The organism is Dyella sp. AtDHG13, assembly GCF_003201105.1.
Lineage (GTDB): Bacteria > Pseudomonadota > Gammaproteobacteria > Xanthomonadales > Rhodanobacteraceae > Dyella > Dyella jiangningensis_B.
Genome location: NZ_QICJ01000006.1, coordinates 126,408 through 149,077, shown reverse-complemented (window position 1 = coordinate 149,077; position 22,670 = coordinate 126,408). Strand labels below are relative to the sequence as shown.

Below are 22,670 nucleotides of genomic sequence, written 5' to 3'. Positions count from 1 at the left end.
TTCTCGCCGGCATGCCGTGCGAGCCGCGCAGTATACGTGCTCCGGGGGCCGGGGACAACCACCCCGCCCTGGCCCTGCTCAGCTGGCCCGTTCGCGCAGTTTGTGGATCTGGTCGCGCAGGCGGGCGGCCTCCTCGAACTCCAGGTTTTCGGCGTGTTTGTACATCTGCGCTTCGAGCTTCTTGATCATGGCGGAGGCCTGGTCGGCGCTCAGGGCGGCGTAGTCGCCACCCTTCTCCGCCACGGCGGCGGCACCCTGGCGTTCGCCGCGACGGCCGCGGCCACGCGTCGGGGCTTCGCTGCGCGCGCCTTCCATGATGTCCGCGATGCGTCGCACCACCGACTGAGGCGTGATGCCGTGGGCTTCGTTGTAGGCCTGCTGTTTCTCACGGCGGCGCGCGGTTTCGTCCATCGCCGCTTGCATGGAACGGGTGATGTTGTCGGCGTAGAGAATGGCCTTACCGCGCACGTTGCGGGCGGCGCGGCCGATGGTCTGGATCAGCGAGCCGGTGGAACGCAGGAAGCCTTCCTTGTCGGCATCGAGAATCGCCACCAGCGAGACCTCGGGCATGTCCAGGCCTTCGCGCAGCAGGTTGATGCCGACCAGCACGTCGAACTCGCCCAGGCGCAGGTCGCGGATGATCTCCACGCGCTCCACGGTCTCGATGTCCGAGTGCAGGTAACGCACCTTGATGCCGTGCTCGCCCAGGTACTCGGTGAGGTTTTCGGCCATGCGCTTGGTGAGCGTGGTGACCAGCACGCGATCGCCCATGGCCACGCGCTTGTTCACTTCGCCGAGCAGGTCGTCTACCTGGGTGCGCACGGGGCGCACTTCCACTTCCGGATCGATGAGGCCGGTGGGGCGCACCACCAGCTCGACGATCTGGTCGCCGGATTTCTGCAGTTCGTAGTCACGCGGCGTGGCGGAGACGTAGATGGAGCGCGGCGCACGCGCCTCCCACTCCTCGAAGCGCAGCGGCCGATTGTCCATCGCCGATGGCAGTCGGAAGCCGAATTCCACCAGGGTTTCCTTGCGCGAACGGTCGCCCTTGTACATGGCGCCGAGCTGCGGAATGGTGACGTGGGATTCGTCGACCACCAGCAGCGCATCCGCCGGCAGATAGTCGAACAAGGTCGGCGGCGGTTCGCCGGCGCCGCGCCGCGTGAGGTGGCGCGAGTAGTTCTCGATGCCCTGGCAGTAGCCGACCTCGGCCATCATTTCCAGATCGAAGCGCGTGCGCTGGTCGAGGCGCTGCGCTTCCACCAGCTTGTTGTCCTTGTAGAGCTGCTCCAGGCGCTCCTTCAGCTCGACCTTGATGGTCTCGATGGCGTTGAGCACGCTCTCGCGCGTGCTGGCATAGTGCGTGCGCGGATAGATGGTGTAGCGCGGCACCTTGCGGATGGTTTCGCCGGTGAGCGGATCGAACAGCGCCATGTTTTCGATGTCACCATCGAACAGTTCGATGCGCAGCGCTTCGTTTTCCGATTCGGCCGGAAAGACGTCGATGACTTCGCCGCGCACGCGGTACGTGCCGCGACGCAGTTCCATCTCGTTGCGCGTGTACTGCAGTTCGGTGAGCTGACGGATCAGCTGGCGCTGGTCGATGTGCTCGCCCTTGGCGAGGATCAGGCGCAGCGACAGGTAATCCTCGGGATCGCCCAGGCCGTAGATGGCGGATACGGTGGCGACGATCAGCGCATCCTTGCGCGACAGCAGCGCCTTGGTGGCGGCCAGTCGCATCTGCTCGATGTGATCGTTGATCGAGGCGTCTTTCTCGATATAGGTGTCGGACGCCGCCACGTACGCTTCGGGCTGGTAGTAGTCGTAGTAGCTGACGAAGTATTCCACCGCGTTGTGCGGGAAGAACTCCTTGAACTCACCGTACAGCTGCGCCGCCAGCGTCTTGTTGGGCGCGAGCACGATGGTCGGGCGCTGCACCTTCTCGATCACGTTGGCGATGGTGAAGGTCTTGCCCGAGCCGGTGACGCCCAGCAGCGTCTGTGCCGCCAGGCCGGATTCAAAGCCCTCGCTGAGCACGCGGATGGCCTCGGGCTGGTCGCCGGAGGGCTTGTAGGGGGAGACGAGTTCGAAGCGGTCAGTCATGGCCTTCTACATGCGGTCGCGTGCCGGCATTTTAAATCGCCCTGCTGACAGGGCCTGTCAGCAGGCTACGACGCCGCTCCCGGGCCTTGGCCGACTGAGACGCAGCGGCCTCATCACTAGGCTGAATGGCTCCCCCAGACAGGAGCCCAAGCATGGAAAATGGCCGGAATTCGCGCCTGACCCAGGCCGGATTCACCCTGATCGAGGCCATCGTGGCCATGACCGTCGCCGCCGTGCTGCTGTGCGTGGCCGTTCCGGCGCTGGGCGGCATGCTGGCGCGTCAACGGCTGGTCACCGCCCAGATCGAGCTGGTCGCGGCGCTACAGCACGCGCGGAGCGCGGCCATCACCGGCCGCCAACGCACCCTGTTTTGCCCTTCGGCCAATGGCACGCAGTGCGCCGATGACACGCACTGGGAGCGCGGCTGGGCCATCGGCCGCTATCGCACCACCAATGCGGACCAGCTGGATGGACCGCCATCGCAGGTGCACGGCAGCTACCCCAAGCTGATCATCATGAGCACGGCGGGCCGCAAGCGCGTCCGCTTTCAGCCGGACGGCACGACCGGCGGCAGCAACGTCACCTTTGTGCTGTGCCGGTCGGGGCATCAGGAGGATGCGCTGGCGATCACGGTGTCCAACATGGGGCGCGTGGCCAACAAGAAGCCGGCCGACGATGAGGCCGGCCGTTGTGCGGCGGGTGGTTAGCGTGCTGCTCGCGTTCGTTGTAATGGAGCACCACTCGTTCTAGAGGCAAGCTTTCGCCGCCTCGCGATATCCACGCAGTGCAAGCACCTCAATGCGCTCGTACAACGCCACATCTGCGCCCATGGCCTTGCTGCGGATGACCAGTTGCTCCTCCATATGCGTGGTCTCATTGCCCGCCACCACCTGCAGCTCGGTCGGGCTCTCCACGATGCGCGCGGTGGGCGAGATGGCAGTCCACCTGCGTTGGACGCAGGCCGCGTACACGGAGTCCAGCTTGGCAGTGCTGCCCTGGAACGTCGGCTTGTTGTGGGTCAGGTCGCCCGTGCTCGCGCAGCCGGCAAGCCACAGCGTTCCGATGACGATCCGCCACGCGCGCCCCATGCCTAGCCTCGCGATGCCCCTGTGCCCGCAGCAACGATGGATGCCCACAACTCCCGCCCGGATGATCTTCGACATCCCGTGGTGTATCCCATGTCTAGGCGAAGCCCGGCCATGACGGGCAGCACGCCCGCGAAACCGCATTCACGACCTTGAACCACGACGGGACCTTCACCGAATCTTGAGCCCGCGTCCACATCGACGGGCCTGCTCCGTCACCACGGGACGCGCATTTCAGGCATAAAAAAACCCCGCCAGTTGGCGAGGTTTTCTTGAATATGGCGCCGAAGTTGGACTCACAAATCCAGAAATTTAGCCAATCTTCAGGCTTCACACCAAAAGTTACTCCCAAAGTTACTCACAAATCGGCCTGGTACCCCTGTTCTGCCCCCGGGTGGCTGATAGGGAAATACCCGGCTCGTAGGCTGGGATGGGTCGCCATTTGCAGCGTCGGAAGATTTGGGCGACTACACCGCAAGTGGTAAGGATCGATCTCCCCTGGCGCCCTATATTCGGGCGGCACTCGGTGCATGTCAGTCACAGGGGAAAACCATGAAACAGACCGTTACGCTCTCAGTGTTGGCTGGGCTGGCTTTGGCGGCGCTCGCACTGCCGACCGCTACCCTCGCCAGGGGTAGCCACAGCAGCGGCCATTCCTCCTCGCCCGTACACGTCAGCGGCCATACCACCAAGACGGGCGCCTACGTCCCGGCCCACTACCGCACGGCCCCTGATCACACCAAGCTCAACAACTGGTCGACCAAGGGGAACGTAAACCCCTACACCGGGAAGGCCGGCTCCGCAAGGCAGTACGCCCCTCTACTGAATTAGTCGTTGGCAGGGTGTGTTTCCGTCCCAAATACCATCCTTACCCCTGTCTGTGGAAGAATCGAAGTTTCATCCACCAACGTACTTATCGATCACACACAATGACGCAGACAGACGAAGACCGCATTCGCGACGCATTGAGCATGCCTGAACCTGATTCAGGTAGCGCTTGCGCGCTCAAGCATTCTGGGCTGCTTGAGATTGCCAAGATGCTGTGGTTCGCGAGCGTCTGTTGCACGGCACCCGAAGTCGCCCGCTCAGTGCTGAGCGATGGCCTCCATGCATATATCCCCATGGGAGACATAGATCCAGGCATGCTGGACCTCTACGAGGAGGACCTGGAATGGCTAGTCGATACAATATCGACAACTCGATGGAAAGATGCGTTGGACAAAGCATTTTCAAGGGTCGGTAGGTCTCTTCTAACGCTAAGGCCGGCAAATTATTTGAAACACATACTCGGCTCTACTGACGAGCAACGCCGAGCCAATTCAATGAGAGGGGACAGCCAGCTTCGCATCAAGTTCGATGCTTCTTATCAGACCAAGATATGTGAATATCTGCTCTGGTCGGATCTCGACGATGCAATCCGACAGCGAGCCGGCGACAGTAGCCCCCTAGAATTCACTTGCAGCCACCCTGCTGAGTTCCTTGAGTTTGTCGATGGTTACTTTGACCGCGATAGCAGGCTTATCGCTGGATGCATGGACGATATCATCGGCTTTGACAGAGGCAGCGATGTCGCCACGTTCTATCTCGATGTCGCCAGAGGCGCGAAAGAGTTCCATATGTACCCTTCTCTCATGAGGACGGAAGAAGAGGCGAAAGCGATATACCTAAAAGTCTCTCACATGGAGCCAACTGACTGCGCACTTTAATTTGATAACGCACAGCAATATCGTTTCGCAGCTTCAACAAGCCAAACAAATAGTCGCTCTTCGTACGACTTCGTTGATCTGCGATAGCTCTCCGCTCGTACACCGAGTTCTCGCGCCCGATTGTCTTGGGACACTGCGGCCCTACCGCAAAGGATGCGCTGCATGGCATCAGTCAGCGCTTCATCCGCAAACCGACTGGGTTTCGAAGCCAAACCAAACAGCTTTACAGTCGGCCAATACCTAAGCACATCACCGGTCGCATACAGCAACAGGATGGCCTCCAACGGACCATCCAGCCTGGCGAAGCTCAGCGCTGCTAGCGCGTCACTATCGTGGTGATAGCTCGGGATCGCAACCACGCCACGCGATGTACTCCAACGTTGCTGGCGGCGGACATGCAGGGAACCGCCGATAGACCTCGCAGCCTGCTCTGTGACCTGGCCCCGCCGGGAAATGGCGAGCACGCACGACTCGTCCAGTACCTCCCTACCGGGTACACCTACGCGAGCCTCCTGCATCGATGGATTCCAGCCATAGCCGGTTCCTAGTGCACGAGCCAGTCGTCGTGCAGCACGTTCGATGACCTCGGACTGGTCAATGGTCTGCCCACCATCGGCCATGGCTCAGCCCCCAGGTAAAGGTTTGAACGCCTCGCACGGATGCTGCTGCATCGGGTAGTGCATGCCCTTGCCGCTGGCGCATTGGCCCATACCCGCTGCCGGGTTGACCGGGTCGGACGTGTAGCGACGACACCCCATGCACTGCACCGATGGGTGGGGGATATATGCGCCTGCCTTTCGTATCGCGCACCATGGACACCCGAGCGCACGGGGCCAGCCATCCACCACCGGAAGTACGGCAGCCACGCTTGGGTGCACCCACACTGGGCCGCAGTGGTGGCAGTGGATTACCGCGTCATGGCCTACCGGCTTTTTGCCCGCCCATCGCGTAGCGGAATCGTCCAGCAATTCCAGATAGGTCAATAGCTGGCTGTCGTCCAATCTCGCGCAGGCAGCCACGTCCAGGTTGTGTAGGCGATGGATGGGAGCAGTGTCGAAGCCATGGCGGTCAGCCAGCGCCAGCAGCGCAAGTCGCAGGTCATGGGTTGGTCGGTCTGCAACTGCTGCAACACGCGCAACTGACGCAACACGTGCAACAGCTGCAACTCTGTCGTGTTGCGCCGTTGCATCTGTAGGGTTTGCAACTGTGCAACTGTCCGACAGTGCCCGCCATGCCAGCTGCTTTAGTGAGAGTTGCGCAGTTGCATTACTAGCGTTTGCAACCGTGCAACTTTGCTCGGGGGATTTAATCGCGGTCATCGTCCGCCCCCTGTGCGCCACTATGGGTTGCCTTGGGCTTGGTTCGGCGTGACTGCTCAGGCGGAAGCTTCCCCTCATCCCGCAGGCGCCGAATAGCGCGGGAGACGGTGGACTTGTTCACGCCGAGGTCGCTGGCAATCTCGGTGGCCGTCATGCCCAGGTCGTGCATCTCGATGATCTGCGCGTCTGTGGCGTCTATGACCTTTCGGATTGCCCACGCTTGCGTGCCGTCCGGCAGGGTCTCCAGCTTGGCCTCGAAGGGCTCCACGTCCCAACGTCAACGTGACTTTGAATCGCTTGCTAAGTCCGTACCCAGTCATGGAAAAATCCGAAGTAGACGAGTGGGCGATGAACACGCGGCGCTGAGAAGCTCACTCCGGCTCGTCAATCTGCTCCAGGCGCAAGAAACCTTCTTCGTCGTAGCCTAAGCTGCGCAGGCGATTCCGGCGACCACAAACCGGGCACATGAAGTGCAGGCCAAAGCTATCGATGTTCGCCTCGGCGCCTCCCGTGAATTCCGGGAATTCGGTATGGCAGCGGATGCAGATCCACATGCTTCAAATGCTACACCCCACCCGCAGCATCAGGGTGGCGTGTGATGTCAGCCTCCAGCGCCACGCACCGCGAACATCGCAATGTCGAGAACCCTCTGGAGCGCCTGACGTTCGGTCAAACCGGCATCGAGGTACTCCTTGATGCTAACGGACCCCATGGGACGGGCACCGCCGATCCGACCAGCCGAAATCCAGGCAATTGGCTGGTCCTCGACCATCTGAACAACCACCAGCGTCTGACCGACGACCCCTTGCACACTCGGATTAGCCATGTCTGAGCGACCCATCCTAATGAATGGCCTCATGTTGGCCGCGCGACCAGTGAATCGCAAGCTACAGCGCCTTGGCCACCAGCCGCGCTATCTGCCGCGCCATGCCCAGCGCCAAGTCTTCGGATTCGACTATGTCGGTATCGCCGTACCGAAGCGGCATCTCTTCCACGACGCGCGGCAGTCGGTAGATCGCCCAAGTTCCGACCCAGCCATTCGCGCCAGGCACAGCTAGCTCGCCCGTAGACAAGCGAATCAGAAGACGACCAATCACAAATTCGTGGCAGGAGCCCCTGGGCATGGGGAGCATCCGATGGAGTGGATGCGCCTATGGTCGCGCTGCGCAATACCCATTGCAATGATGAAGGTCACGAGGCCTCACCCTAACGCGAGACTGTCGATTTCTACTTAGAGCTTTCGACCTAGTATCCCGCCTTAGCTGTGGATGGCATAAGTTCGGCCCGTTTAGGCCAACGGAGCCACGCAGTGGCGAGATCGACGCATTGGTTTAACCATGCCGGATCGACTTACCGATACGAGCTGACCACCTACAAGACAAATGCGGACGTCACCTATGTAGCGATGGTGTCTGTTGGCGGAGCATACTTTGCTGTCGTTACGGACAAGATAGCCAGAGACCACAACGCGGTGGCACGCTGGTCTGACGCTGCTACTGAACTGCTTGCCGTCATCCATGCCGAAGGCAAGATCCGGGGCATGCTCCGGAACCCCGCCTCGGGCTCAGTCCATCCCGAGTGAACACCCGCTCTGAGGCGGAAGCGAGCCTTTTGGTACGCCAGTCGTCTCTTTTGCTGACTCAATCCGCCATGAGTTGATCGAGTTCTTCGCGAATTGCAACCATTCGTGCAGCTGCAATTTGCACGTTAGACGAACGTTGCTGTGACGGCTTGCTAAGGTAGTCACTGCCCCGGCATGCTGGCGGGACAACTTGGTCAGGGGAAGACAATGAACAAGGTCCTAGAGGTTCCAGCAGAAGAGCCCTCGCGTGGAAGCATCACTTGCGTCGGCTTAGGGATGACGTTGGGCTCCCACCTCACCCCCATTGCTCGCAGCTACATTGAACAGGCCGATGTCGTATTCGCCGGAGTATCCAACGCCATCGTTGAACAGTGGCTACAGCGGATGCACAAAGATGTCAGGAGCCTGCAATCCAACTACGGAGAGGGTAAGCCACGCTCAAAAACCTACTTGGAGTGGGTCGATCTGATGATGACTGAGGTGCGCACTGGCAGACGCGTTTGTGGCGTCTTCTATGGCCACCCCGGCGTTTTCGCCTGGTCACCGCACAAGGTCATCGAAGTGGCGCGATCCGAAGGCTATGACGCGCAGATGGAACCCGGCATATCTGCCGAAGATTGCCTATATGCGGACCTGGGCATTGATCCCGGAAGCCATGGATGTCAGCACTTTGAAGTGAACCAGTTGGTCTTCTTCAAGAGGAGGCTGGACCCTACGGCCTATTTAGTGCTGTGGCAGGTTGCCATGATCGCCAATGAATCGATCTCCAAGGCAGATGCTTCGGCACCCTACAGGCAGCTGCTTGTCGACCGCCTCAGCCGCGACTATCCACTAGACCATGAAATCATTGTCTATCGAGCGGCCACTCTGCCCATCGAAGAGCCGCGCATCCGCAAGGCAACGCTACGTGACATCGCTACCATTGCGATGACGGCAGAAGAAACGGTTGTTGTGCCGCCTGCACAAGCGCCTCAACGAGATGAAGAATTCATCCGCCGTATGGAAGCCATACGCTCGATGCACGAAAAGCCCGTATCAGCTTAGCCAGGACAATGGCACAGGAAGAAAGACACGTACTGTGATATCTAAACCGAGCGCCAGCGGAGGAATCGGCCGGCGCGCCAGGTTCATCGACAAACAACGAAAGGATCATGACATGGCTGACACCATCGAGCTGCTGGAAGCAATCGGCTGCAACGCAACCCTGAGACGAGCACCACGGCAGACCCTGGTTGCGGCTCTTGAGGGCGCAAAGGCGTCCCAGGCCTTAACGACCGCTGCGGCAAGTGGCGACGCTTCGCACCTAACCCAGGAATTCGCGGACATCGATCTGATCGCGCCTCAGATTACGCAATCAATCGCGGTACAGCTTTTCGCCGTACAGCTCTAATTGGCTGAGGTGAGATCATCAAGAGAAGCCCGGGATGCTCCGGGCTTTTTTTGTGGGCTTCCCCGCCCCGCCCGCGCGCAATCCATCCAAATAGTTCGCCCACGCTTGCATCATGCGCTTGCGCTCATCCAGGTATTGGGCGGCATGGGTGTAGGCCTCCCGGACCTTGTTGGACTCGGCATGGGCTAACTGACGCTCGATGGCGTCGGCGTTCCAACCCATCTCATTAAGCCGGGTCGCGGCAAGGCTACGGAACCCGTGCCCAGTCATTTCGTCACCGCTATAGCCCAGGCGACGTAGCGCGGCATTGACCGTGTTCTCCGACATGGGACGGCTGGCGGTGCGCATACCGGGAAACACATAGCTCCCCTGCCCCGTCATCGCCTGTAGTTCCCGGAGAATGGCAACGGCTTGACTGGATAGCGGCACGAGGTGGGCTGCTTTCATCTTCATGCGCATGGCCGGTATGCGCCACATGGCCCCGTCCAGGTCGAACTCTGACCATTGGGCCTGCCTAAGCTCGCCAGGCCGCACAAACACCAGCGGGGCCAGCTTCAGGGCGCACTGCGTAACGAACTGGCCGGAGAAACCGTCGATGGCCCGGAGCAGTTCGCCGATGGCTTTAGGTTCGGTAATGGCTGCGTGATGCTTGGCCTTGGGTGCCTTGATGGCACCGCGCAAGCTGGCGGTGGGATCGTTATCCGTGAGGCCTTCCAGAATGGCAAACCGGAATACCTGCCCTGCCTTGACCTTCGCCCGACTGGCGGTGTGCTGCTTGCCGGTTTCCTCGATCTTCCGCAGGGCATCCAGAAGAATGCGGGGTGTGATTTCGCTAACTGGCATGTCCCCGATCTCGGGAAACAGGAAGCTTTCGAAGAGCCATTGACTCTTGTGGGCCGTGACTTGGGCAACGCTCTGCCGTTCTGCCCAACGCTGGGCCACGTGCTGAAAGGTCACCACAGGGGCCGCTGCCTGGACCTGAGCGTGCTTGACGGTCTGTCGGTGCGTACTGGGGTCGATGCCATGGGCCAGCTGTGTGCGGGCCGCATCCCGACGCTGACGGGCTTGGGCGAGGGAAACACTGGGATAGGTGCCAAGGCTCAGCATCTTGGCCTTGCCGGCGAAGCGGTAACGGTAGCGCCAGCGCAGGGCACCGGAGACCGGGACCTCCACTGCCAGCCCATCGGCGTCCGCCACCCGGTAAAGGGCCGCTTTTCGCTTCAGGCCACGGAGCTTCACGTCGGTCAGCATGTGAGTAACTCCCTCAGTGAGTAACAGCCTGGGGCGATGTTACTCCCAAAGTTACTCACCAAAAGGTGGCGCTGTCCTGGGACGGAATGGGACAAAACTGGACATGCGGGCATAAAAAAACCCGCTAAATCGCGGGTTTCTTTACGGTTTTCGGACTCTATGAGACGTCCTGGAACTCTTATATGGCGCCCGAAGTTGGACTCGAACCAACGACCCCCTGATTAACAGTCAAGTGCTCTAACCGGCTGAGCTATTCGGGCGGGGTGAGCTGAATAGTTTGAGTATTCAGCCCCTGGCTGTCAAGCCGTTTTAACCAATTGAGACGAGGTTCAAGCAGCCTTGCCGGTGAGCACCTGATAGCAGGGCACATAGGCCGTGCCGCCGGGCAGTTTCATTCGGTCCTGGGCCACGAAGGCCTTCAGCAGCTCATCCAGCGAGGCCATGATGTCGGCGTCGCCGTCGATCTGGAACGGGCCGTTCTTCTCGATGGCGCGCAGGCCCTCTTCCTTCACGTTGCCGGCCACGATGCCCGAGAACGCGCGGCGCAGGTCGGCCGCCAGTTCGTGGCGCGGGCGGTCGCGGTGGATCGCCAGGCCGCGCATGGCCTCGTGCGTGGGACGGAACGGCAGCTGGAAGGCGTACGGGATGTTGAGCGCCCAGTTGAAGAAGAACGCGTCCTTGTTGTCCAGGCGGTAGTTGCGCACCTTGTCGATGCCGCGAACCATGGCGCGCGCCACGGCGGCCGGGTCGTCCACGATGATCTGGTAGTGCTGGGTGACGCTTTCGCCCAGGGTCAGGCGCAGGAAGCGGTCGATCTGCTCGAAGTACGCGGCCGACTGCTTGGGGCCGGTGAAGATCAGCGGGAACGGCACGCCGGCGTTGTCGGGGTTCAGCAGGATGCCCAGCAGGTAGAGGATTTCCTCCGCCGTGCCTACGCCGCCCGGGAACACGATGATGCCGTGGCCCATGCGCACAAAGGCTTCGAGGCGCTTCTCGATGTCCGGCATGATCACCAGGTGGTTGACGATCGGGTTCGGCGACTCGGCGGCGATAATGCCGGGCTCGGTGATGCCGATGTAGCGGTTGTTGCGGCGACGCTGCTTGGCGTGGGCGATGGTGGCGCCCTTCATCGGGCCCTTCATGGCGCCCGGACCGCAGCCGGTGCAGATGTCCATGCCGCGCAGGCCGAGCTGGTAGCCCACCTGTTTGGTGTACTCGTACTCGTCGCGCGAGATCGAATGGCCGCCCCAGCACACCACCAGGTTGGGGTCGATCTGCGGCTTGAGGATGCGCGCGTTGCGCAGGATCTCGAACACGGCATGGGTCAGGCCCACGCTGTCGTCCAGATCGAAATTGCCCTGCTCCATCTGCGTCGACACGTAGACGATGTCGCGCACCACGGCCACCAGCAACTCGTTGATGCCGCGGATGATCTGGCCATCCACGAAGGCCTGGGCCGGCGCGTGGGTCAGCTCGATCTTGATGCCGCGGTCCTGCTGCAGCACCTGGATGTCGAAGTCGGGAAACTGCTCCAGGATGGAGCGCGGATCGTCGCTCATGTTGCCGGAGGTGAGCACCGCCAGCGCGCAGCGGCGCAGCAAGGCGTGCAGACCCGACCCGCTGGCGTCGCGCAGGCGCGCCACTTCGTTGCGGGACAGGATATCCAGGCCACCGGCGGGCGAAATGCGCGCGCTCACGGTGCCGGGGCGGCCGGTCTTGCCGGCTTGCATGTCATTCATTCAACCATTCTCCTCGCCGCGCCCTCGCGGCTCGTTCGTCCGTGCAGAACGCGGCGGACCGCGTAGCTTCCCGCGCCGGGCATGGCAGGGTCAAGCTTTAAAGCCCGCGCAAAATATCCGCAACGTGCCCGATTTCCTCACCGTCATTCCGGCGAAAGCCAGAATCCAGTGCCTTTGAACCTTCCTGCGGCGCGTAAAGTCGCTGGATTCCGGCTTTCGCCGGAATGCGGTGAGGGAGGACATCCCGCAACGGATGTCGGACAGGCTCTTCGGCAATCCCCATAAAAAAGCCGGCGCCCCACGGGGCGCCGGCCAGGTCTCAAGACCTTCGCAAGCTAATACGCTTAGAACTTGTACTTCAGGGTCAACAGGACCGACCAGCGCTGGGCAAGGTCGTCGTTGTTGTTGATGTACGTCGGGATGGCCTGCGGGCTGTAGTTGCCGTTGTTGATGTAGTTGGTGCAGGTCGCCAGCTTGCCACCGCAGGTGATGTCGTAGAGGTACTTGCCTGTCTTCGGATCGACGCCGGCGAAGTCAGCCAGCGGACGACCACCCGGGAAGTTCACGCGCTTCTCGATACCCCAATGCTTGTTCAGCAGGTTGGTGAAGTTGTAGACGTCGAAGCGGATCTCACCCTTGTTGCCCTTGAAGATGCCCGGGATTTCCTGGCTGAAGCTCAGGTCGATCTGGTTGATCCAGCCGGCGCGGTCGCCATTGCGCTTGGCCACCGAGCCCTGGTGATCCTTCAGGTAATCGTTGCCCTGGACATAGTTGTAGAACTGCTGCACCAGCTTCTGATCGGCAGCGACGATGTTGCCCTTTGCGTCGCGGTAACCGAACTCCACTTCACCCGGACGCGGGATGTAGACCAGGTCGTTGGTGAAGCCGTCGCCGTTGGCGTCGTTGCCGAAGGTCCAGCTGAACGGAGCAGCGTTGTGACCGTCGTAGAACGCGCTGACGCTGGTGGCGTAGTCGCCGAAGAAGCGGTGCTGCCAGGTGAGCGAGGCGATCACGCGGCGCGGGATCGAGTAGTTCGAATTGCTCGCCACGTTCTCGTTCGGGTTCATGACGTAGTTGTTGGCCCAGTTGGAACGAGCCACGCTCGACGTACCCGGGTTCACTTCCGTCGCACGGCTCCAGGTGAAGCCGACCATCGCCTGCCAGTCATCTGCGAAGGGCTTCTTCAGCGCCAGGGTGATGCTGTCCGCCGAGCCCTTGTTGGTATTGGCAAGGTTGATCGTGCCATCGGAGAACTTGGTGTTGGCGTTGGCACGCGAGACCTGGCCGGTGGCCTTCGGGTCCATCGTGGTCAGCTTGTAGTACGTGAAGCGGCCATCCGGCAGGACGCCGGTCGGCGCGCCGATGTTGAGGTTCTGATACCAGATCGCATCACGCTGCTTGATGTGCTGGTAGTCGGCCGTGGCGATCAGGCCGTACCAGGGCAGCTCCTTGTCGAAGCCCAGGCTGAACTTCCACGCGGTGGGAATGCGGAAGCCCGGCTCGATGCTGTTGACGGTCATCTGGCCCGAACCCGACGCACCATTGTTCTGGTGGAACGGATCAGGACTGAACGGCGGCAGGTTGGTCTTGCAGCCGTTCTGGGTCGGACCGCAGTTGTACTGCGTCTGCGTGACGCCCGAGTTGGAGAAGATGTTGCCGACCCAAACGCCTGGCGTGTTGGTCACGAACAGGCCCGCGCCACCGCGCAGCTGCATCATGTGCTCGGTGTCGAAGTTGTAGTTGAACGACATACGCGGCTGCACCACGCGGTTGCCGTTGATGTTCACCTGGTTGTTGCGCGGGGTGCCGTCGGCGTACGAGAAGCTCTGCGCGAAGGTCTTGTTGTACAGCGGCTTGTCGCTCATCAGCGGGATGTCGACGCGCACGCCGTACTGCAGCGACAGGTTGTTGGTGACCTGCCAGGTATCCTGCAGGAACACGCCCCACTGGTTGAGGTTGTAGCGCGCGGCAACGTCATCCAACGACAGGCCATCGGCCGGGCGGTTGTAGCGGTACTGGTAGTACTTGCCCTGTGCGAACGCGTCGATACCGTTGCTCGGGCCGCCGGTGAGGTCTTCGAACGTGTAGCTGCCGTAGTAGTTCTGCAGGAACAGGTTGTAGTACTTGTCCTTCTCGTAGTCGAAGCCGCCCTTCAGGGTGTGGTCGCCGAGATACAGCGTGCCGGCGAAAGCGGCATTGAAGGTCTTCACCTTCAGCACGTTGGCCTGGCTGGAATACTCGGTGCCGAACTCCACCGCCGAGCCGCCGTTGAACTGCGCCGGATAGATGGTGATGTCGGGCATCGCCACGCCGTTGTACGGGCCGCGGTTCTGGTTGAAGTCGGCGTACGAGACGGTGGTGTCGGTGGAGAAGATGTCCGACCAGTCGTCGTAGAAGTGCAGCGCGTAGCTCTTGTTGTCGACGTTGGTCTTGTACCAGCCGCTGGATAGCACCAGCTTGGTGGTGCTGCCGGTGATGATCGGCTTGTTTTCCTTGGTCTGGCTGTAGGTGAAGCTGGCGCGGTGGTTATCGGTGATGTTCCAGTCGATCTTGGCGAGGTAGCGCTTGTCGACCAGGTTGGAGTTGCCGCCGCCGACCGAACCGATGTCGGTCAGGCCGTACTGCTTGGCGGCGATATCACGGATCTGCTGCACCTGGGCGCTGGTGAGGTTCTTCACCGGAGTGGCCGCGTTGGAATCCGCCGGACCATACGGGCTGCCCGAACCGACCTGCTCGCTCTTTTCCACCGAGGTGAAGAAGAACAGCTTGTCCTTGATGATCGGGCCGCCGAGGGTGGCACCGCCCGTCCACTGGCGGTTGAAACCGGCGTACGGCTTGTCCTGCTCGTTGTCACCGATCATGTCGGTGTTCTGGAACGCGTAGTAGACCGAGCCGTGGAAGTTGTTGGTACCGCTCTTGGTCACGGCGTTGATGTTGGCGCCCAGGCCGCGGCGGGTCGCCACGTCGTAGTTCGCCGTCGAGATGTTGTATTCCTCGATGGTGTCCTGCGAGATCGGCGTGCCGAGCGTCGGCAGGCCATTCGCGTTCAGGCCGAACGGATCGTTCGCGCTGACCGAGTCGACGGTGATGTTGTTGTAGCGGCTGTTTTGGCCGATGGCCGAGATTTCGCCACGGGCGCGGTCGGTGATGACCACGCGGGGATCCATGCGCACGATGTTCTGGATGGAGCGGCCCGGCGTCGGGGCGGCATCGAGTTCACGGCGCGAGATGTTGGTGCTGATGCCCTTGTTGTCGGGCGTGAAGGTCTGCGACAGCGCGTTGGCCGACACGGTCACGCCGCTGAGGTTCTGCGCGTTGGCCGTAGCGGCCGAAACGCCCATGGTCAGGTTGACGGCGGTGTCCTGGGCCAGCTGCAGGTAGACATTGTCCTGCTCGGTTTCCGTGCCGTCCTTGGAAACCTTCACGTCGAACGGACCGCCCACGCGCAGGCCCTGCGCCGCATAACGGCCGGCCGCATCGGTGGTGGTGGTCTTGGTGGTGCCCGTGGGCTCGTGGACGATCTGCACGGTGGCGCCGGCAATCGGCTGGCCGTTGCCGTCGACGATGCGACCGCTGATGGAAGACGAGGTGTCCTGGGCGAAGGCCGGAGCGGTGGCGAGCAGCGTCGCAATTGCCACCGGCAGCAATTTTGTGCGCAAAGAGTGGTTCATCGAGATTCGACCCCTAAGAGATTCGCAAGAAAGGCATGGGACCAGACCAGAGGAGTCCCATGCCCCTCCGCCACCGTCTTAAGTGACTGATTCCCTAATAAATTTTGATGCGCCCGGGGTGCCCGGCAAGAACTGCCGACCGGGGCTCATCACGACGAATGTAGCCGCAGTATATTACAATTTCGTAACTTCTTGACAAAGATCTCACAAATCTTTCGCCGTGTTCCTGCGGTTGCCGCAAGAAAGGGCCGACTTGACACGGTGCTTCGGGCACAAAAAAACCGCCTCCCGAGGGAGGCGGTTTCAGGACCGGCGCTTTGCGCGTTGGTGGGGTTCGCTTAGAAGAACGAGATACCGAAGGTCACCATGTAGGTGCGCTCTTCCAGCAGCGAGTAGTACGGGGCGGAGGCGTACAAGGCGGTGCCGTTGGTCGGATCCTTGTAGATGCCACCCGGGTTGCTGGCCAGGAACGCGCCGATGTTGTTGGCGTTGGTCAGCGCACGGCGGTTGCCCAGGTTGAACACGTTGAGCTTGATGTACGGGTTGCGCAGCCACGTGGCGAAGTCGTCGAACTTCACGCCAGCGTTCAAGTTGAACACGGTGTAGCCGCCGATCTGCTCGGTGTTCATCCAGTCACCCCAGACCGGGCCGCGGTACTTGGCGTCCAGGCTGGCCCAGAACGGACCGTGGTCGTAACCCAGGCGCAGGAAGGCGGAGTTCTTCGGGGTGTTGAGGAAGGTCTTGCCTTCGGTCGGGAACACGCCGTCGCCGAACGTATTCACGTTGCCGTCGAGAATGGCCTTCTGGTACGAGTAGTTGCCGTACAGGGTCCAGTCCTGCAGGAACTTGTAGCTGGCTTCCGCCGTCACGCCGCGCATGTGCATCTTCGGCAGGTTCAGGTACACCGTCTGGCCAGTGGTGTTGTCGTAGCCGGAGATCTGCTTGTTGACCAGGTGCGAGGTGTAGGCGTCGATGTTGGCCGAGAACTGGTCAGCATAGAAGCGCCAGCCGAGGTCGATCGTGGTCGCCTGCTCCGGCTTGTTGCCGTAGGTGCCGGCGGCGGCGTTGGCGGCGTTCTTCGGGTTGTCGGCCACGGCGACGTTCTGCAGCAGCGCGCCGTTGATCGGGGCGCGGTAGGTGCGGCCAGCGCCGATGTAGAACTGGTTCTGGTCGTTCAGCTGGTACTTGATGCCCGCGGTCGGGCTGATCTTGTGATAGGTCGCGCTGCCCTCGCCGCCGTACTGGGCGTACTTCGGATTGGTGCTCTGGCTGCCCCAGTTTTCGAAGTCGTAGCCCTCACGCGATTCCCAGAAGTAGGCCGCGCCCGCCGTGATCGTCCACTTGTCGTCCGGCGTCCAGGTGTTGGTGGCGAAGAACTTCTTGATTTCCGAGGTGGTGTACTCGCGGTACAGACGCTGCACCACGCCGTTGGAATACTTGATGTAATCCGTGGTGGCCCAGAAATCCGCCGGCTCGCCGCCGACCGCCGGGGTGAAGAACTCGTTCTGCTGCTGGCGCGCGCGCTCATACCAGAAACCGTATTCCAGGCTGTCGTCCATGCCGAAGTCCTGGTTCAGCTTGGCGATGACACCCGGGCGATAGGTATAGGTGGCGTTGAACGCATAGGCCGCGGCGGTGCCGCCGATCTTGCCGTCGCCGTTGAGGTCCTGGTTGGCGTAGCCGATGGTGTTCTGCGTGACGGTGGACTCGGTGAACTTGTAGCCGCCACCGCCGCCGCCGTTGCCGTACCAGAAGTACGGCACCACCGACAGGCGCAGGCTGTCAGCCAGCTTGAACTCGCCGTCCATGCTGGCCAGCCAGCTGGTGAACGGGTTGGTGTGGAGCTTCCAGTAGTTCGTGTCGGTGGGGCTGTAGTTCTCGTCGTAGCTCTGGAAATAGCCGCCCGAACGGATCGCCGCCTTGGTGAGGCTGTTGTAGCTGTAGTTGCGCTCGCGGTTGTACTGGAACGAGGCGGAGATGTAGTTGTTGTCGTCGATCGTCCACAGCGCCTTGCCGTCGACCTTGGTGACGTTCATGTCACCCGGACCGCGCCACTGGTCGGCGGTGTTGTTGGAGTACGACAGCCATGCGCGTACCGGGCCGAGGTCGCCGGTGTTGAAGCGCAGGTAGGTGCGGCGATAGTCGTGGTTGCCCAGGCTCTGGCTCACGTCCAGGCCGGCCGTGTGGGACGGGTCGATGGTGACCCAGGAGATCGCGCCGCCGGCGGCGCCGGAGATCGGCGTGTCGACATCCGGATAGCCCTGCAGCACGGTGATGTCACCCATGTTCTCGGTGTCGCCGTACTCGGTCGAGTAGACCTTGTAGTTGCCGCTGTCGTTGATCGGCGCGCCGTTGACCGTGGTGCCGATTTCGTCGCTGGTGAAGCCGCGGATCTGGTAGTTGCCGTTGGCCAGGCCGCTCACGTCGTCGGTCGAGGCGTTCACGCCCGGAATGCTGTCGATCATCTGCACGAAGGTGCCACCCGGGGCCGCCTTGACGATCGCATCGCGCGAAATGGTCGAAACCGCCTTGGGCGCCGTCTGCACCGACATCAGGCCGCCACCCAGCGACAGGCTCTGCGCCTGCACCGTCACGGTGTCCAGCTGCTGCGCGCGCTTGGTGTCGTTCGAGGTGGTGGTGTTGGACGTGCTGGACGCACCGGCACGCTGCGGGCTGGCCGCTTCCTTGGTGTTGGTCGACTGGGCCGTCTGGCTGTTGGCGTCCTGCGCGAGGGCGGAGCCGGCTGCCATGCAAAGCATGGCGGCGATCGCCATGGAAAGGTGGTTTCGTTTCATCGTCGTCATTCCAGAATTGACAAAAAAAGTGGTCAGCTGCCTTCCCGGAGGTCGCGGCAGCAGTAAGGAAATCCCGCAGGCGAGGAGAGCTGAAAATTCTTTCGAAGAACCCGAAAGATATTGCGCAAGCCATTGGCTATAAACGCAATTTCATGCCATTTAACGTAATTTTAAACGTTTCCTCCGGGCGTAAAAAAGCCCAATCGGTGAAAGATCGGGCGAAATTACGAAATCAGTTGAGACCGTCGGTCAGGACGGCAAATGCCCCTTGTGTCCTGACCAACGCCGTAAGGTTTACATAAGTATTTTACAAGAAATTTACCGTGGGATCACGGCACCCCATTTTGCAAGGGGACAAGGCTCAAAATGACCAGCCCAGGCCGCCGCATCCTCGCGGCGAACCGCAAGGATGGCCAGACGATTCAAGGGTTTTACTTGCCCAGATAACGGGCGCGCTTGGCCGGCTTCAGCGTGGCCAGGTCGAGCATCACCAGGCCGTCGACGCAGCCGGAGAAGCCCGGGTCCTCACCGAAATCGAGGAACTGCACGCCCTCGGGCTCGACCAGGTCGACATACTGGCGGTAAAGCACCGGCAGGCTCACGCCGAGCGCGTCCAGATGATGCTTGAGCTTGCCCAGCCCCTGCGCCGGATCCAGGCCGGCCAGCGCATCGCGCACCAGGTCGATCACCGCCGGCGACACCACAAACGGCTGGCGCGCCGACGCCAGGCCCGGCGCACCGAAGTAATGCTGATGGGCGGCGGCGATCCACTCGCGCGCCTCGCGCGGCAGGCTCACCGACATGCTGACCGGACCGAACAGATAGCGCAGTTCGGTATGGCGCTGCAGGTACAGGCCGATGCCCTGCCACAGCTGGTCCAGCGCACGCGAGCGCCAGTACGCCGGCGCAATGAAGCTGCGGCCCAGCTCCAGGCCTTGCGACAGGCGCGATTCCAGCGCCGGTGAATAGTTGAAGAGGCTGGACGTATAGAGCGCGCTCATGCCGCGTTCGCCGATCAGCCGACCGCCGTGGCCGAAGCGATACGAGCCCACGATGCGCAGGGCTTTCGGATCCCACAGCACGAGATGCTCATAGTGCGGGTCGTAGGCATCCAGATCGCGGCGTGCGCCCGTGCCCTCGCCCACCTTGCGGAAGGTCAGCTCGCGAAGGCGGCCGATCTCGCGCAGCACGGCGCTGTCCGACGCACCCTTGAACAGCAGGATCTGCTTGCCATCGTTGAGGTCGGCGAGCTTTTCCGCCTGCGACTGCAGCTCCGCCACCACACGCTCGGTCGGTTCCGGATGCGCCAGCGGCGCCTGGCCGCCGAAGATCAGGCCGCGATGGCGACCCACGCGATACACATGGCGGCGCATCAGCTTGGCGGCGCGCTTGGTCGAACCACCGCTGTGCTGCTCGAGTTCCTCGGCCGACACCAGCTGGCCCACGCTGAAGCCCACGCGCCGGCTCGTCGGCGAAATCGCCTCGCGCGGCAGCATGGCCGTGCTCAGCGGCTTGGCCAGCATGGACAGGCCGTAGAACATGGCCGAATTGCGCGCGGAAATATGGATCGGCAGCACCGGCGCCTTGCTGCGCTGCGCAAGTCGCACGAAGCCATCGGACCAGCGTCCGTCGCTCACGCCGGAGGGGCCGACGCGGGACACTTCGCCCGCGGGGAAAACGATCAAGGCTTCGCCGTTGTCCAGCGCGCGATAGATGTCGCGCATCTTCGAGGCCGCGCCCTTGCCGAACACATCGACCGGCAGCAGCAGCTTGTGCAGTTGCTCGATCGACATCAGCCAGTCGTTGGCGAGGATGCGCACGTCGCTGCGCACCGAACCGACCATCTGCAGCAGCGTCAGCGCATCCATCATGCCCAGCGGATGATTGGCGACGATCAGCACGCCGCCTTCCACCGGGATGTTTTCGCGCTCGCGCGGATTGACGTAATAGCTGACGCCGAGCAGGTCGAGCGCGCGCTCGACGAAATCGAAGCCTTCGGCCTCACCAAGGGTCGTCAGTACGCGGTTGAAGCCATCCTCATCGGCCAGGCGGCCCAGCATGCCAGCCACGGGCCGGCGGATCATGGGATGTTGCGCCAACCATGGCAGACGTTCGGTGAGGGTCTGTTCAACGCTGAGCATGACCGCCTCCTAGGATTTCCCTAAATGCTGGTCGCGGATTATGACAGCAAGGTTATGCGGATAGGACGAAAGATCGCACAGCCGCATGGGCGAGCGACGTTTGGCCGCGTTTCAAACGGCCAGGTGCAGGTAGGCCGCCACGCCGCCCAGGAACATCTGCACCGACAGCGCGATCAGCAGCATGCCCATGACGCGCTCAAGCGCGGTGAGAACGCTTTCGCCCAGCCAGCGGAACAGATAGGTGGAACACAGGAGGATCACCGACGTGGCCAGCCACGCGCCAAGCAAGGCGATGGCCCAGTCCGCGGTGCGGCCGGGCTGGGTATTGGTGAGCAGCAGCAGGGCGGCCATGGCCGATGGCCCGGCCACGCCGGGGATGGCCATGGGCACGATGAAGGGCTCGCCTTCGCCCTGTGCGCCGAAGATGCCGCCGCCGTCGGCCGGCGGGAACACCATGCGGATGCCGATCAGGAACAGCACGATGCCGCCCGCGATGCTGATGGATTCCTGGCGCAGCTGCAGCAGCTTGAGGATGTGCTGGCCGCCGATCAGAAAACCCAGCAGCACGCCGAGCGCGATCAGCAGCTCGCGGATCATCACCTTGCGGCGGCGCTTGGGCGGCACATCCTTCAGCAGGCTCAGGAAGATCGGGATGTTCCCGAGCGGATCCATGATGAGGAACAGCAGGATCGCCGCCGACAGCGTGGTCATCTGCACATCCATGTCAGCAAGCCCCTTGCGTCATGGTCATGCCGGCACGCGCAGGTCGAGCGCCGCGCCGCGCGCACTCCTGCCCTGTTCGCTCAACAGATGCACCACCGCCTGCGCCGCGGTGTCGGGCAGCGGCTGGGTCATGGTGTCTTCGCCGAAGTACGCCGCGCGGCGCAGCGTGGTGCGCATCGGCGCGGGCAGCAGCGCATGCGCGCGCAGCGGCGATGTGTCGGTTTCCTCGTGCAGCACTTCCACCAGCCGCTCCAGCGCTGCCTTGGACACGCCATAGGCGCCCCAGTGCGCACGTCGCACCAGGTCCGGGTTGTCGAGCACGAACACCGCGGCGCTGTCCGGCACGCGCGTCAGCAGCGGCATGCACGCCTGGGTGAGCGCGAATGGCGCGGACACGTTGACGTGCATCGCGCGCAGCCAGTCGTCCGGCTTGTGCACGGACAGCGGCGTCAGCTCCTTGAAGCTGGCGGCGGCATGCACGATGCCGTCGAGTCGGCCGAAGTCGCGCTCGATGCCATCGGCCAGCGCTTCGTAATCGGTCGGGGTGGCCGCTTCCAGGTCCAGCGGATGGATCACCGGTTCGGGCAGGTCCTCGCCCACCATCGCATCGTAAAGCTGTTCGAGCTGGCGCTTGCGGCGACCGGTAATGATCACCGTGGCGCCCGCACGCGACGCCGCGCGAGCCACCGCCGCGCCAAGCCCGCCGTAGGCGCCGGTGACCAGCACGACGCGGCCCGCCAGCGCATCGGGCGCCGGCGTCCAGCCGTCCGGCAAACGAACGAGAGGAAGCGCCATCAGGAGTCGGCCCCCGCCACGTCGGCCGCCATGCGCGCCAGTTCACCGGAGGCCTTGAGGTCTTCGATGATGTCGCAGCCACCGATCAGCTCGCCCTGGATGAAGAGCTGCGGAAAGGTCGGCCAGTTCGCGTAATGCGGCAGTGCCGCACGGACTTCCGGATCGGCCAGCACGTTGACCGCATGGAACTGCGCGTCCGCGTCCTTCAAGGCCTGCGCCGCCCGGCTGGAGAAGCCGCACATGGGGAACTGCGGCGTGCCCTTCATGAAGAGCACGATGGCATGTTCGGCCAGCACGGCCTTGATTCGCTCGTTAACGTCCATAACTCGGGTCATTCATCGCTAGAATGCAAGCAGATCGATAGTGTATC

The 22,670-nt window shown here is 62.2% G+C and carries 18 protein-coding genes and 1 tRNA gene; 4 read left to right on the top strand and 15 right to left on the bottom strand.

All coding sequences use genetic code 11. From position 1 onward, the window contains the following. Positions 1–78 precede the first annotated feature (78 nt). Positions 79–2,103, bottom strand: coding sequence for an excinuclease ABC subunit UvrB (gene uvrB / locus BDW41_RS12030; RefSeq protein ID WP_074547803.1), 2,025 nt, complete (start codon positions 2,101–2,103; stop codon positions 79–81). A gap of 152 nt (positions 2,104–2,255) precedes the next feature. Here uvrB and BDW41_RS12025 point away from each other — a divergent pair, with 152 nt between their 5' ends. Beyond that, on the top strand, positions 2,256–2,810 hold the full coding sequence (locus BDW41_RS12025; protein WP_074547804.1) for a GspH/FimT family pseudopilin: 555 nt from the start codon (positions 2,256–2,258) through the stop codon (positions 2,808–2,810). A gap of 39 nt (positions 2,811–2,849) precedes the next feature. Here BDW41_RS12025 and BDW41_RS12020 read toward each other — a convergent pair whose 3' ends face one another. After that, positions 2,850–3,266, bottom strand: a complete 417-nt coding sequence (locus tag BDW41_RS12020) for a hypothetical protein (RefSeq protein ID WP_146217342.1) — start codon at positions 3,264–3,266, stop codon at positions 2,850–2,852. A gap of 893 nt (positions 3,267–4,159) precedes the next feature. Between BDW41_RS12020 and BDW41_RS12010 the strand changes: the two genes are divergently transcribed. After that, the gene (locus BDW41_RS12010; protein ID WP_233496854.1) at positions 4,160–4,894 is read left to right on the top strand and encodes a hypothetical protein; all 735 of its coding nucleotides are present in this window, start codon (positions 4,160–4,162) and stop codon (positions 4,892–4,894) included. A 1,305-nt stretch (positions 4,895–6,199) separates the two neighbouring features. Here BDW41_RS12010 and BDW41_RS12005 read toward each other — a convergent pair. From BDW41_RS12005 to BDW41_RS11990, 4 genes are all read right to left on the bottom strand, one after another. Further along, positions 6,200–6,481 (bottom strand): winged helix-turn-helix domain-containing protein, encoded by a 282-nt coding sequence (locus BDW41_RS12005; RefSeq protein WP_074547808.1) that lies wholly within the window; start codon positions 6,479–6,481, stop codon positions 6,200–6,202. A gap of 103 nt (positions 6,482–6,584) precedes the next feature. Beyond that, complete coding sequence (locus BDW41_RS12000; protein ID WP_074547809.1) at positions 6,585–6,767, bottom strand: hypothetical protein; 183 nt, start codon at positions 6,765–6,767, stop codon at positions 6,585–6,587. 47 nt (positions 6,768–6,814) lie between these two features. Beyond that, entirely contained in the window at positions 6,815–7,039 is a 225-nt protein-coding gene (locus BDW41_RS23705; protein ID WP_110301593.1) for a hypothetical protein, read from the bottom strand. Between the two features lie 61 nt (positions 7,040–7,100). Then, on the bottom strand, positions 7,101–7,337 hold the full coding sequence (locus BDW41_RS11990; RefSeq protein WP_146217341.1) for a hypothetical protein: 237 nt from the start codon (positions 7,335–7,337) through the stop codon (positions 7,101–7,103). 665 nt (positions 7,338–8,002) lie between these two features. Here BDW41_RS11990 and BDW41_RS11985 point away from each other — a divergent pair. Together BDW41_RS11985 and BDW41_RS11980 are read left to right on the top strand one after the other, a co-directional pair. Further along, the gene (locus BDW41_RS11985) at positions 8,003–8,839 is read left to right on the top strand and encodes an SAM-dependent methyltransferase (RefSeq protein WP_074548028.1); all 837 of its coding nucleotides are present in this window, start codon (positions 8,003–8,005) and stop codon (positions 8,837–8,839) included. Positions 8,840–8,951: 112 nt separating this feature from the next. Next, complete coding sequence (locus BDW41_RS11980) at positions 8,952–9,185, top strand: hypothetical protein (protein ID WP_074547812.1); 234 nt, start codon at positions 8,952–8,954, stop codon at positions 9,183–9,185. Positions 9,186–9,203: 18 nt separating this feature from the next. Here BDW41_RS11980 and BDW41_RS11975 read toward each other — a convergent pair whose 3' ends face one another. From BDW41_RS11975 to grxD, 9 genes are all read right to left on the bottom strand, one after another. After that, entirely contained in the window at positions 9,204–10,436 is a 1,233-nt protein-coding gene (locus BDW41_RS11975) for a tyrosine-type recombinase/integrase (RefSeq protein ID WP_074547813.1), read from the bottom strand. A gap of 183 nt (positions 10,437–10,619) precedes the next feature. Further along, positions 10,620–10,696: transfer RNA gene (locus tag BDW41_RS11970), tRNA-Asn, on the bottom strand. Between the two features lie 69 nt (positions 10,697–10,765). Further along, complete coding sequence (gene ppnN, locus BDW41_RS11965; protein ID WP_074547814.1) at positions 10,766–12,175, bottom strand: nucleotide 5'-monophosphate nucleosidase PpnN; 1,410 nt, start codon at positions 12,173–12,175, stop codon at positions 10,766–10,768. A gap of 344 nt (positions 12,176–12,519) precedes the next feature. Then, positions 12,520–15,846 carry a TonB-dependent receptor gene (locus BDW41_RS11960; protein WP_074547815.1) on the bottom strand — a complete coding sequence of 1,109 codons (3,327 nt, stop codon included), beginning with the start codon at positions 15,844–15,846 and terminating at the stop codon, positions 12,520–12,522. Positions 15,847–16,184: 338 nt separating this feature from the next. Beyond that, the gene (locus BDW41_RS11955) at positions 16,185–18,641 is read right to left on the bottom strand and encodes a TonB-dependent receptor (protein WP_074547816.1); all 2,457 of its coding nucleotides are present in this window, start codon (positions 18,639–18,641) and stop codon (positions 16,185–16,187) included. A gap of 431 nt (positions 18,642–19,072) precedes the next feature. Continuing rightward, complete coding sequence (locus tag BDW41_RS11950; RefSeq protein WP_074547817.1) at positions 19,073–20,782, bottom strand: lysophospholipid acyltransferase family protein; 1,710 nt, start codon at positions 20,780–20,782, stop codon at positions 19,073–19,075. 111 nt (positions 20,783–20,893) lie between these two features. Then, positions 20,894–21,493, bottom strand: a complete 600-nt coding sequence (locus BDW41_RS11945; RefSeq protein WP_074547818.1) for a YhgN family NAAT transporter — start codon at positions 21,491–21,493, stop codon at positions 20,894–20,896. A 36-nt stretch (positions 21,494–21,529) separates the two neighbouring features. Then, positions 21,530–22,300: an SDR family NAD(P)-dependent oxidoreductase gene (locus BDW41_RS11940; RefSeq protein WP_074547819.1), complete on the bottom strand. Its 771-nt coding sequence runs from the start codon at positions 22,298–22,300 to the stop codon at positions 21,530–21,532. Further along, on the bottom strand, positions 22,300–22,623 hold the full coding sequence (gene grxD / locus BDW41_RS11935; protein ID WP_074547820.1) for a Grx4 family monothiol glutaredoxin: 324 nt from the start codon (positions 22,621–22,623) through the stop codon (positions 22,300–22,302). Before grxD ends, BDW41_RS11940 begins: the two co-directional genes overlap by 1 nt. Positions 22,624–22,670: the final 47 nt, after the last annotated feature.

What these genes read in the sequence shown, in the direction of transcription:
- BDW41_RS11985 (WP_074548028.1), top strand. Translation starts at nt 8,003, where the DNA reads ATGAACAAGGTCCTAGAGGTTCCAGCAGAAGAGCCCTCGCGTGGAAGC.
- BDW41_RS11955 (WP_074547816.1), bottom strand. Translation starts at nt 18,641, where the DNA reads ATGAAACGAAACCACCTTTCCATGGCGATCGCCGCCATGCTTTGCATG.
- BDW41_RS23705 (WP_110301593.1), bottom strand. Translation starts at nt 7,039, where the DNA reads ATGGCTAATCCGAGTGTGCAAGGGGTCGTCGGTCAGACGCTGGTGGTT.
- BDW41_RS11945 (WP_074547818.1), bottom strand. Translation starts at nt 21,493, where the DNA reads ATGACCACGCTGTCGGCGGCGATCCTGCTGTTCCTCATCATGGATCCG.
- uvrB (WP_074547803.1), bottom strand. Translation starts at nt 2,103, where the DNA reads ATGACTGACCGCTTCGAACTCGTCTCCCCCTACAAGCCCTCCGGCGAC.
- BDW41_RS12010 (WP_233496854.1), top strand. Translation starts at nt 4,160, where the DNA reads ATGCCTGAACCTGATTCAGGTAGCGCTTGCGCGCTCAAGCATTCTGGG.
- BDW41_RS11980 (WP_074547812.1), top strand. Translation starts at nt 8,952, where the DNA reads ATGGCTGACACCATCGAGCTGCTGGAAGCAATCGGCTGCAACGCAACC.
- BDW41_RS11990 (WP_146217341.1), bottom strand. Translation starts at nt 7,337, where the DNA reads ATGCCCAGGGGCTCCTGCCACGAATTTGTGATTGGTCGTCTTCTGATT.
- BDW41_RS12000 (WP_074547809.1), bottom strand. Translation starts at nt 6,767, where the DNA reads ATGTGGATCTGCATCCGCTGCCATACCGAATTCCCGGAATTCACGGGA.
- BDW41_RS12025 (WP_074547804.1), top strand. Translation starts at nt 2,256, where the DNA reads ATGGAAAATGGCCGGAATTCGCGCCTGACCCAGGCCGGATTCACCCTG.
- BDW41_RS12020 (WP_146217342.1), bottom strand. Translation starts at nt 3,266, where the DNA reads ATGTCGAAGATCATCCGGGCGGGAGTTGTGGGCATCCATCGTTGCTGC.
- BDW41_RS11960 (WP_074547815.1), bottom strand. Translation starts at nt 15,846, where the DNA reads ATGAACCACTCTTTGCGCACAAAATTGCTGCCGGTGGCAATTGCGACG.
- BDW41_RS11975 (WP_074547813.1), bottom strand. Translation starts at nt 10,436, where the DNA reads ATGCTGACCGACGTGAAGCTCCGTGGCCTGAAGCGAAAAGCGGCCCTT.
- BDW41_RS11940 (WP_074547819.1), bottom strand. Translation starts at nt 22,300, where the DNA reads ATGGCGCTTCCTCTCGTTCGTTTGCCGGACGGCTGGACGCCGGCGCCC.
- ppnN (WP_074547814.1), bottom strand. Translation starts at nt 12,175, where the DNA reads ATGAATGACATGCAAGCCGGCAAGACCGGCCGCCCCGGCACCGTGAGC.
- grxD (WP_074547820.1), bottom strand. Translation starts at nt 22,623, where the DNA reads ATGGACGTTAACGAGCGAATCAAGGCCGTGCTGGCCGAACATGCCATC.
- BDW41_RS11950 (WP_074547817.1), bottom strand. Translation starts at nt 20,782, where the DNA reads ATGCTCAGCGTTGAACAGACCCTCACCGAACGTCTGCCATGGTTGGCG.